This is a genomic window from Streptomyces sp. NPDC051940, from assembly GCF_040680895.1.
GTDB lineage: Bacteria > Actinomycetota > Actinomycetes > Streptomycetales > Streptomycetaceae > Streptomyces.
Genome location: NZ_JBFAXR010000215.1, coordinates 1 through 7,994, shown reverse-complemented (window position 1 = coordinate 7,994; position 7,994 = coordinate 1). Strand labels below are relative to the sequence as shown.

10 protein-coding genes are annotated in these 7,994 nt (G+C 73.3%); 5 read left to right on the top strand and 5 right to left on the bottom strand.

Annotation, left to right across the window (positions count from 1 at the left end; all coding sequences use genetic code 11):
- Positions 1-85: 85 nt before the first annotated feature.
- Positions 86-868 carry a class I SAM-dependent methyltransferase gene (locus tag AB0M28_RS38980; protein WP_365415337.1) on the bottom strand — a complete coding sequence of 261 codons (783 nt, stop codon included), beginning with the start codon at positions 866-868 and terminating at the stop codon, positions 86-88.
- A gap of 91 nt (positions 869-959) precedes the next feature.
- On the opposite strand from AB0M28_RS38980, the gene AB0M28_RS38975 reads away from it, so the two are divergent.
- A complete protein-coding gene (locus AB0M28_RS38975; protein WP_365415335.1) occupies positions 960-1,571 on the top strand; it encodes a CGNR zinc finger domain-containing protein in 612 nt (203 codons plus the stop codon).
- Here the strand turns inward: AB0M28_RS38975 and sodX are convergent.
- Positions 1,493-1,930 carry a nickel-type superoxide dismutase maturation protease gene (gene sodX / locus AB0M28_RS38970; RefSeq protein WP_365415334.1) on the bottom strand — a complete coding sequence of 146 codons (438 nt, stop codon included), beginning with the start codon at positions 1,928-1,930 and terminating at the stop codon, positions 1,493-1,495. The genes AB0M28_RS38975 and sodX overlap by 79 nt on opposite strands.
- A gap of 143 nt (positions 1,931-2,073) precedes the next feature.
- Between sodX and sodN the strand changes: the two genes are divergently transcribed.
- Positions 2,074-2,469: a superoxide dismutase, Ni gene (gene sodN / locus AB0M28_RS38965; protein ID WP_365415332.1), complete on the top strand. Its 396-nt coding sequence runs from the start codon at positions 2,074-2,076 to the stop codon at positions 2,467-2,469.
- A gap of 37 nt (positions 2,470-2,506) precedes the next feature.
- Here sodN and AB0M28_RS38960 read toward each other — a convergent pair whose 3' ends face one another.
- Complete coding sequence (locus AB0M28_RS38960) at positions 2,507-2,983, bottom strand: HXXEE domain-containing protein (protein ID WP_365415330.1); 477 nt, start codon at positions 2,981-2,983, stop codon at positions 2,507-2,509.
- A gap of 95 nt (positions 2,984-3,078) precedes the next feature.
- Here AB0M28_RS38960 and AB0M28_RS38955 point away from each other — a divergent pair, with 95 nt between their 5' ends.
- Complete coding sequence (locus AB0M28_RS38955) at positions 3,079-3,636, top strand: TetR/AcrR family transcriptional regulator (RefSeq protein ID WP_365415328.1); 558 nt, start codon at positions 3,079-3,081, stop codon at positions 3,634-3,636.
- On the opposite strand, the gene AB0M28_RS38950 is transcribed toward AB0M28_RS38955, so the two are convergent.
- Positions 3,633-4,889, bottom strand: a complete 1,257-nt coding sequence (locus tag AB0M28_RS38950) for a cysteine desulfurase (protein ID WP_365415326.1) — start codon at positions 4,887-4,889, stop codon at positions 3,633-3,635. The genes AB0M28_RS38955 and AB0M28_RS38950 overlap by 4 nt on opposite strands.
- Positions 4,890-4,975: 86 nt before the next feature.
- Between AB0M28_RS38950 and AB0M28_RS38945 the strand changes: the two genes are divergently transcribed.
- Both AB0M28_RS38945 and AB0M28_RS38940 read left to right on the top strand, forming a co-directional pair.
- On the top strand, positions 4,976-5,566 hold the full coding sequence (locus tag AB0M28_RS38945) for a CGNR zinc finger domain-containing protein (protein WP_365415324.1): 591 nt from the start codon (positions 4,976-4,978) through the stop codon (positions 5,564-5,566).
- Positions 5,567-5,585: 19 nt separating this feature from the next.
- Complete coding sequence (locus AB0M28_RS38940; protein WP_365415322.1) at positions 5,586-6,704, top strand: winged helix DNA-binding domain-containing protein; 1,119 nt, start codon at positions 5,586-5,588, stop codon at positions 6,702-6,704.
- A 67-nt stretch (positions 6,705-6,771) separates the two neighbouring features.
- On the opposite strand, the gene AB0M28_RS38935 is transcribed toward AB0M28_RS38940, so the two are convergent.
- Entirely contained in the window at positions 6,772-7,905 is a 1,134-nt protein-coding gene (locus tag AB0M28_RS38935; protein WP_365415320.1) for an N-acetylmuramoyl-L-alanine amidase, read from the bottom strand.
- Positions 7,906-7,994 lie beyond the last annotated feature (89 nt).

Here is a 7,994-nt window from a genome sequence, read left to right as displayed (position 1 = left end):
GGCGCGACGCGGGCGCAGCCCGCAAAGGGGGCCCGGGGGCGAAGCCCCCGCAGCGGAAGGTGAGCACCGCGTGCCGACAAAGAGCTCAGCGCAGCGCGAGCACGAGCGCATCCGTAGGCGACGCCCAAACCGCCCGCGCCTCGGCGAACCCCACCGCCCGAAGGGTCTCCGCATGCCACGCGGCCGGCTGGAACTGGTCCGAGAAGTGATCCCCCGAAGGATTGTTCGGGTCACCGAAGATCGTGAAGCGCTCCCGGGCCGCACCCCCCAGCACGGGGGACGACGCGACGGACGCCCACCACTGCGCCCAGTCCAGCGCCCCCGACGCCTGGTCCGCGGCCTGCCGCGCCTTACGGAAGTCCCGCTCCAGAGCGTTGATCCGCGGCGTACGCAGATCCAGCATGTGGTCGGCGTTCATGAACACCCCGCCCGGCCGCACCACCGAAGCGACCTGCTCGTACAGCGCCGCGAGCTCCGACGTCCGCAGCCAGTGCAGCGCCGTGGCGGTGAGCACCGCGTCGTACGACTCGTGCGGCAGCTTCTCCCGCCAGGCGGGATCCCGCAGATCCGCCGTGACGAAGGAGGCCCGCGCGTCCCCCTCGAAGGTCCCCCGGGCGATCGTCAGCAGCGCCGGATCCAGATCGACGCCCGTCGTCGACGCCGACGGGAAGCGCGCGAGCACCCGCCGCGTGATGGATCCCGTCCCGCACGCGAGGTCGAGCACCCGCGGCGTACGCCCCACGACGGCTTCGAGCATGTCGAGCATGACCCCGAACCGCTCCTCGCGGTCCGGCATGTACCACTCCTGCTGCCGGTCCCAGCTCAGCTGCCACGCGTCCCACGTCTCCGGCGTGCCTGTCCCAGCCATTGCGTCCCCTCCAGCCCGTAATACCCTTGATCGGGGATCGACTATTACGACCCCGATGCCGACCCTAGACCGCCCTGCGTAAGGACTGCAAGTGGAACTGGCCTATTACTCAGATCTCGCTGTGCGCCTGGTCAACACCGAGGAGCCCGCGCGGGGCAACGACACCCTCACGACCCTGGACACCGTCCGCGAGCTCTTCGGCGCCAACCAGTCCGCCGCCCGCCGCGCCACCGACGCCGACGTGACCCGGCTGCGCGCCGTACGCGCCCGGCTGCGCGCCGTCTTCGAGGCGGCGAGCGAGGGCGACGAGTTCCGCGCGGTGGACCTGCTCAACGCGCTGCTGATGGAGTTCCCCGTGAGCCCGCAGATCTCCGGGCACGACCACCGGGGCGACGACGGCCGCCCGCAGTGGCATCTGCACATCGCGGAGACCCCGGCCAACGCCGGCGCCGGCTACGCCGCCAGCGCCTGTATGGGGCTGGCCGTGCACCTCACCGACCACGGCGTGGACCGCCTGGGCATCTGCGAGGCGTCCCCCTGCCAGAACGCCTACCTCGACACCTCGACGAACCGCTCCCGCCGCTACTGCTCCGACCGCTGCGCGACCCGCGCGAACGTGGCGGCCTACCGGGCCCGCAAACGCCTGGAGAGCGGCCGTACCGCCACCGCAGCCCAGGACACCGCCGAGCGCACCGTGCGCTGAGCGGCGACGTCCGCCGGCGGCCGCAGCCGCAGCAGCCCGCGGGCCAGCACCAGTTCGTCGGGTACGGCGCCGAAGTCCCGGCTGTCGTTGGCGAAGGCGGCGAGCGCGTTGTCGCTGACCACCCACCAGCCGCCGTCGCGCCGCTCCACCACGCGTTTCACGATGAGCAGATCCTGCTGCAGCGGGTGGCGCAGCAGTACGACGTCACCCGGCCGGACGCGCGCTCCGTAACGGACGATCAGCGTGTCGCCCGTGTTGACGGTCGGCGTCATGGACGGGCCGGACACCTCGACCAGCGCGAGCCGGCGCAGTCCGCGCCGCTCCAGTCCGCGTTCACGCTCGTCCATCCGCTGCGGCATGCTCCTCGACCTCCCCGGTCAATCCTCCACCCAGTACTAGCGTGGCACTGGACTTTTGACCTAAGCCCCCAGGGGCACTCGCCAAATCCGTCAGCCCACGGAGTAGTGTCCCGTCTTAAGAAGGATCACGAGGAAGGACGCACATGTTCTCTCGGCTGTTCGGCCCCAAGGTGAAGGCCAGCGCCCACTGCGACCTGCCCTGCGGCGTCTACGACCCGGCGCAGGCCCGCATCGAGGCCGAGTCGGTCAAGGCCGTCCAGGAGAAGATGCAGGCCAACGACGACCCGCACTTCCAGATGCGCGCCACGGTCATCAAGGAGCAGCGTGCGGAGCTCGCCAAGCACCACGTGTCGGTGCTCTGGAGCGACTACTTCAAGCCGCCGCACTTCGAGAAGTACCCGGAGCTCAGCACGCTGGTCAACGACACCCTGAAGGCGCTCAGCGCCGCCAAGGCGTCGACCGACCCGGCGACCGGTCAGAAGGCTCTCGACTACATCGCCCAGATCGACAAGATCTTCTGGGAGACGAAGCAGGGCTGAGCCCCTGGCGCGAAGCTCACGGACAGAGCCCGGCCGGTCACCGGCCGGGCTCTGTCCATGCCCGCGACGGCCCCACCCGCGCCGCGACCGCGTGCACCGCGCCCAGCGAGGCGAGCAGCAGCCCCACGCCACGCGCCGCGTGCGCCCGAGTGAGAGGCATTCCGGCGGCGCGCAGCCGGCGCGCGGCCCACCAGGCGTACGGGATCACGACGGTCGGCGCGGTGGCCAACCCCGGGGTGTAGCGGCGCAGCACGGCCGCCGACGCGAGATGCGTGAAGCCGTGCAGGCCGAAGCCGGCCACGGACGTCCGGAAGAACGCGCTGCGCCCGCCCGTCCGGGCGCCGTCCGCCGCCGCGGCGGCGACGAGCACGCCCATCAGCCCGATCGCCGTGTTCACCCGGCGCTGCGGCAACCCGCCGAACCGGGCCATCGTGGCCAGCTCCTCGGCGTCGTTGAGGATCCAGGCGGCGAGCAGACCCCAGCTGACGGCGGCGGGAACGCGGTTCTCGGACATGGGCTCCTCCTGCGGCGGCACGGGTGGGCACGCGGAGGCCCGCCCCTCAAAACGCAACGCAACGTTGCGTTGCATTCCCACCGTACAATCACCCCATGCCCGAGACCAGAGGCCCCCGCGCCGCGGCCGCGATCTTCGACGCCGCCCTCGCCCTGCTCGCCGAGCACGGCTACGACGCCCTCACCGTCGAGGGCGTCGCCCGCGCCGCCGGCGTGAACAAGACCACCCTGTACCGCTGGTGGCCGTCCAAGCCCGCCCTGCTGCGCGCCGCGATCCTGCACGCCCGGGTGCTCGACGTCGACATCCCCGACACGGGCAGCCTCCGCGGCGACCTCGTCGCCCTCGCCGAGCAGGTGCTCGCCCTGCTCACCGGCCCGCACGCCGCCCCGGTCGTCCGCGCGCTCGCCGCGGGGCCCCCGGAACTGGCGGGGCTGGCCGGCGAGTTCTTCGCCGACCGCCTCGCCCGCGAGCAGCCGCTCTTCGACCGCGCCCGGGTGCGCGGCGACCTCCCGCCCGTGGACCCGAAGCTGCTCCTCGACCTCGTCGCCGGCGCCCTGTGGGTCCGCGTACTGCTGCGCCAGGAGGAGCCGCCCCCGGACTTCGCGGCCCGGACCGTGGACGCGGTCCTCGGCGGTACGGCGGGCGGCCGCTAGCCGAAGTACGCCTGCGCCGCCCGCACGCCGTCGGCCAGGGCGTCCACCTCGGCCGGGGTGTTGTAGACGTAGAACGTCGCCCGGGTCGTCGCGGCCAGCCCGTAGCGGCGGGCCAGCGGGCGGGCGCAGTGGTGGCCGGTGCGCACCGCGATGCCGCGGTCGTCGAGCACCTGGCCGACGTCGTGCGGGTGGATGCCGTCGACGGTGAAGGAGACCGCCGAGCCCCGGCCCTCCGCGTCCGGCGGGCCGAGCACGCGCACGCCGGGGATCTCCGCCAGCAGCCGCAGCGCGCGGGCCGTCAGCTCCTCCTCGTACGCCGCGACCTCGGCCATCCCGAGCCGCCGCAGGTACTCCACGGCCGCCGCGAGTCCCACCGCCTGCGCGGCCACCGGGACTCCGGCCTCGAAGCGCTGCGGCGGGGGCAGGAACGTCGAGCGGTCCATCTCCACGACCTCGATCATCGAACCGCCGGTGAGGAACGGCGGCAGCTCCGCCAGCAGCGCCCGCCTCCCCCAGAGCACGCCGACCCCGCTCGGCCCGAGCATCTTGTGGCCCGAGAAGGCCAGGAAGTCCGCGCCCAGTTCGGTGACGTCCACCGGCCGGTGCGGCACCGACTGCGCGCCGTCCACCACGACGAGCGCCCCGGCGGCATGGGCGCGGTCCGCGATCAGGCGTACGGGGTTGAGGGTGCCCAGCACGTTGGACTGGTGGGTGAGGGCCACGACCTTGGTGCGTTCGTCGACGAGCTGGTCGAGGCCCTCCAGGTCCAGCCGCCCGTCGTCCGTCAGCCCGAACCACTCCAGCCGCGCCCCCGTGCGCTGCGCGAGCTGCTGCCAGGGGACGAGATTGGCGTGGTGCTCCATCTCCGTGACGACGATGCGGTCGCCGGGGCCGATCACCCGGGCGTTGCCCAGGCTGTAGGCGACGAGGTTGACCGCCTCGGTGGCGTTCTTGGTGAAGACGACCTCGTCCGCGGGGGCGCCCACGAAGCCGGCCACCGTGGCGCGTGCCGTCTCGTACGCCTCCGTCGCCTCGTTCGCGAGCTGGTGCGCGCCGCGGTGCACGGCGGCGTTGCGGCGGAGGTAGAAGTCCCGCTCCGCGTCCAGCACCTGGAGCGGTTTGTGGGCGGTGGCGCCCGAGTCCAGATAGACGAGCTCGGCCCCGCTGTCCACCGTCCGCCGCAGGATCGGGAAGTCCTTGCGCACCCGCTCGGCGTCGAAGGCCGTCACGGCCCCCGTATGGTCCACGGCCATCACGGCCCCCTCACGCTTTTCCGGTTGATTCTCCGTGAGGGACGGTAGGCCTCCTCACGGAGAATCGCAACCATTACCATGAGACCGTGGACGAAGAGAGCCCGTACTACCTCCATCACCCCGTCGTGCCCGGCGAGGACCGTTTCGCCTCGCTGGGGCTGGTCAACACCCGTTTCACGGTCAGCCACGGCACGGTCGACCTGCTGGAGGACGCGGAGGCCGCCCATCTGTGGCTGGTGCGCCGGGCGTTGCTGCCGGACCCCGCCCCGCTGGCCGGGCGGCATCTGGGCAGGCTGCTCACCCTGCGCGAGGCGCTGCGCGGACTGTTCGCGTCGCGCGAGGCGCACACCGCGCCCGCCGCCGGGCCGCTGGAGGTCCTCAACTCCGCGCTGGCCGCGGCGCCCGCGACACCGCGGCTGGTGTGGACCGCCGCCGACGGTCCGCGCCGCGACACCGACCCCGACACCGGCAACCCCGTCGCCGCCGCGCTCTCCGCCCTCGCGGAGGACTCCGTGGAGCTGCTCGCCGGCCCCGAGGGCGATCAGCTCGCGGAGTGCGGCGCGCCGGGCTGCGCGCGCTGGTTCCTGCGTTCGCACGGAGCCCGGCGCTGGTGTACGACACGGTGCGGCAACCGCGTGCGGGCGGCGCGGGCGTACGCGGCGAAGAAGGGGCAGTGACGGAGGGGATGATGGCCCGATGGCGAAGGGCGGAGCGATGGGCGTACTGAGCACACGGGCGCTGAACCGGGCGCTGCTGGAGCGGCAGTGGCTGACCGGGCGGCGGGACGCCACACCCGTCGAGGCGATGGAGCATCTGGCCGGGCTGCAGGCCCAGGCCGGCGACGCGCCGTACTACCAGCTGTACAGCCGCCTCGAGGGCTTCACCACCGACACCCTGTCCGAGGCGCTGACGTCCCGCGCCGCCGTCCGCGTGGTGCTCATGCGCGGCACCATCCACATGGTGAGCGCGCGGGACGCGCTGCGGATGCGGGCGGTGGTCCAGCCGTTCCTCGACTCGGTGCTCTTCAACAGTACGTACGGGCAGAAGTGCGTCGGCCTCGACCCCGACGCGGTGGCGACCGCCGCCCGCAAGGTGCTGGCCGAGGGCCCGCTGCCCGCCGACGAACTCGGCGCGCGCCTCGCCGGGCGGTGGCCCGACCGCGAGCCCGGTGCCCTGACGTATCTCGCCCGGTGCCTGCTGCCGCTGGTCCAGGTGCCGCCGCGCGGGGTGTGGGGCGAGGGCGGCGGGCTCGTCTACGCGCTGGCCGACCAGTGGCTGGACGGCGAGTCCGCCACGGATCCGGCGCCGGACGACCTCGTGCTGCGCTACCTCGCCGCGTTCGGGCCCGCGTCGGTCGCCGACGCGCAGAAGTGGTCCTCGCTGTCCGGGCTGGCCGCGGCCTTCGAGCGGCTGCGGCCCCGGCTGGTGTCGTACCGCGACGAGCACGGCCGCGAGCTGTTCGACCTCGCCGGTACGGAACTCCCCGACCCGGACACGAAGATCGCCCCCTTCCTGCTCGGCCCCTTCGACAACGCCCTGCTCTCGCACGCCGACCGGACCCGGATCATCGACAAGGACCATGTGAAGCGGGTCTTCACGCAGAACGGCCTGGTGCGCGGCGGCGTGATGCTCGACGGCTTCGTCGCCGGACTGTGGAAGCCGGTGCTCAAACGGCGGTCCGCCGTGGTGGAGGTGGAGCCCTTCCGGGCGCTGAAGGCGCGGGAGAGGACGGCCGTGGAGCGGCTGGCCGGCGAGGTGCTGGACTTCGCGGCGCCGGGGGTGGAGCGGCGGAGCGTGGTCTTCAGCGACACGTGACCGCGCTCGCGCCACCCGTCCCCCGGGGCCGCCCCGGGCAAGGCCCTGGAGCCGCCCCGGGCCGGGCTCACAGCCCAGTGAACTCCTCCGCCACGACGCCGCCGATCGTCGCGCACCACGAGGCGGTGTCCAGTACGCCGGTCGCCGGCAGGCCGTGCAGCTCCTGCATGGCGGCGACGGCGGCGACCGTGGCCGCGTCGTAGTTGCCGGTCAGGCCCACGGCGTACAGCTTCCGCGACAGGACCGTCTGCGCGGCCAGCACGGCCTCACCGGTGCTGCCCGGGCCCGTCGGACCGCACAGCGCCTCCCAGGTGGCCGGGGTGACGGTGCTGTCCTTCGGGGGCTGGACGCCGATGGACGTCTGGAACGCCTTCAGCGCCCGCTGGGTGGCGCGGTCGCCCAGCGAACCGCCCAGCGGGACGGAGTCGTACCCGGCGGCGCGCAGCAGGTACTGCAGCGCGACGACGGTGTGCCCGGCGCTGGAGGAGTAGGTGTCGGGCCAGGTGCGGGCCGGGATCGAGGCGAAGGACTGGCCGAGGCCGCGCGCCACCTCCAGCCGCAGCGCCGGGAACTGGCGGTAGAACGCGGCGCCGGGGCACTGGGTGTTGTTGAAGTCCCAGTGCCCGAAGATCTGGTGGCCGCCCAGGCCGTACTGGGCGCCGATCGTCGTGCACAGCATCACCAGCGACGCCCACAGCGCCTGGGGCGGCGTCTCGTCGACGTACGTGCCCTCGTTCTCGATGCCGATCCCGCGCTGGTTCTCGCCGACGCAGTGGGCGCCGGTGATCTGGTACGTCCCCGAGGTGAGGGCGCCGAGGCTGCCGTGGCGGCCCTCCAGGACGTAACCGCCGCGGCTGACGGTGAAGTGCTGGCCGGTGTCGATCCAGCCGTTGGTGTCCATGTGCAGGTCCTGGCACTTGCGGGCCAGGGCGATCGCGGCGTCGCGGGAGTAGTCGGTGGTGTTGGGGAACGCCATGTGGTGCACGACGATCTTCTGCGTGGCGAGCGGCGATATCTGTGTGGCGGACTTGGGCGGCCGGGCGCCCCAGCCCGCGCAGTCGATGACGTACGACGTGTCGGCGCCGCTCCACGCGGCCGCCCGGCCGGTGCCGGTCAGCCCGAGGGCCCCGAGCCCGAGCGCGGCACCCGCGCCGGCCCGTAAGGCCCCGCGACGGGACAGGTAGACGGTTCTGCGCTGCATGTGTGTGCCCCCTCTTCGATTCTCCGGACGGGGTCCGGGGGGGGCCCCGGTGCGGCGGAACCGCGGCGGCCCCGACCCCCCCGCGCCAG